Below are 746 nucleotides of genomic sequence, written 5' to 3' on the forward strand. Positions count from 1 at the left end.
TGGGTAAAGGATCTTCTTGTTCTTTTTTCGGTCATTGTAGTCTCCTCATTTCTATTAGTTGTATTCTACAAGACCTTAATTTTTCTGTCCATCTAAGTGTAGCCTATCCAGTTGTCGGATATGGTTACCCGTGGGATTGACTTTCACACCTTTACACAGTGGGCGGAAAAAGCTTTTTTACAGTTATTTTAGGAGATGCCGAGAAAGCGAAACAATATATGGATGACATGTATGCCTTGTGTAGGTTGGGTGAATTGAGGTCCCAATGTCTTCCTTCGATTATGCAGCTTCCTGTCTAATATGTAAGGAAAAAACCACTTCAAATAATGAAAAAATCGATATCCAAAGGGCATTGTCAATACCGGGTTAAAATTCCCCAAAAACGCCGGACTAAAATTCCTCACTTTAACGATTCAGCAGCTGAAGGCAAAGGGAACACCCCAGCCTTCCTTTTCTCTTCCATGCGATATGAATCGCCTTTAATGCTAAAGGTTACGGAATGATGTAGGAGACGATCTAAAATCGCTGTTGCTAAAACATCATCCCCAAATGTTTTTCCCCATTCCAAATAGGATTTATTTGAAGTAATGATCATAGCCCCTTTTTCATATCGCTTAGAAACGATTTGAAAAAACGGTTCTATAATATTTGTTGGGGTATTCACACAAATATTATAGAACCCCAAAAAAGCACGTAATCACCATTTCTTTTATACTTGAATTGTCGAGAAACAAGTAAACGAAAGG

At 38.1% G+C, this 746-nt stretch carries 1 pseudogene; it reads right to left on the reverse strand.

Annotation, left to right across the window (positions count from 1 at the left end):
- Window positions 1-400: 400 nt before the first annotated feature.
- Window positions 401-631, reverse strand: a pseudogene (locus tag WFH04_RS18100) (ATP-binding protein); the annotation flags it as partial.
- Window positions 632-746: the final 115 nt, after the last annotated feature.

Origin of the sequence: Sporosarcina sp. USHLN248 (assembly GCF_037144575.1) — a bacterium.
In the GTDB taxonomy this organism is placed as follows: Bacteria; Bacillota; Bacilli; order Bacillales_A; family Planococcaceae; genus Sporosarcina; species Sporosarcina contaminans.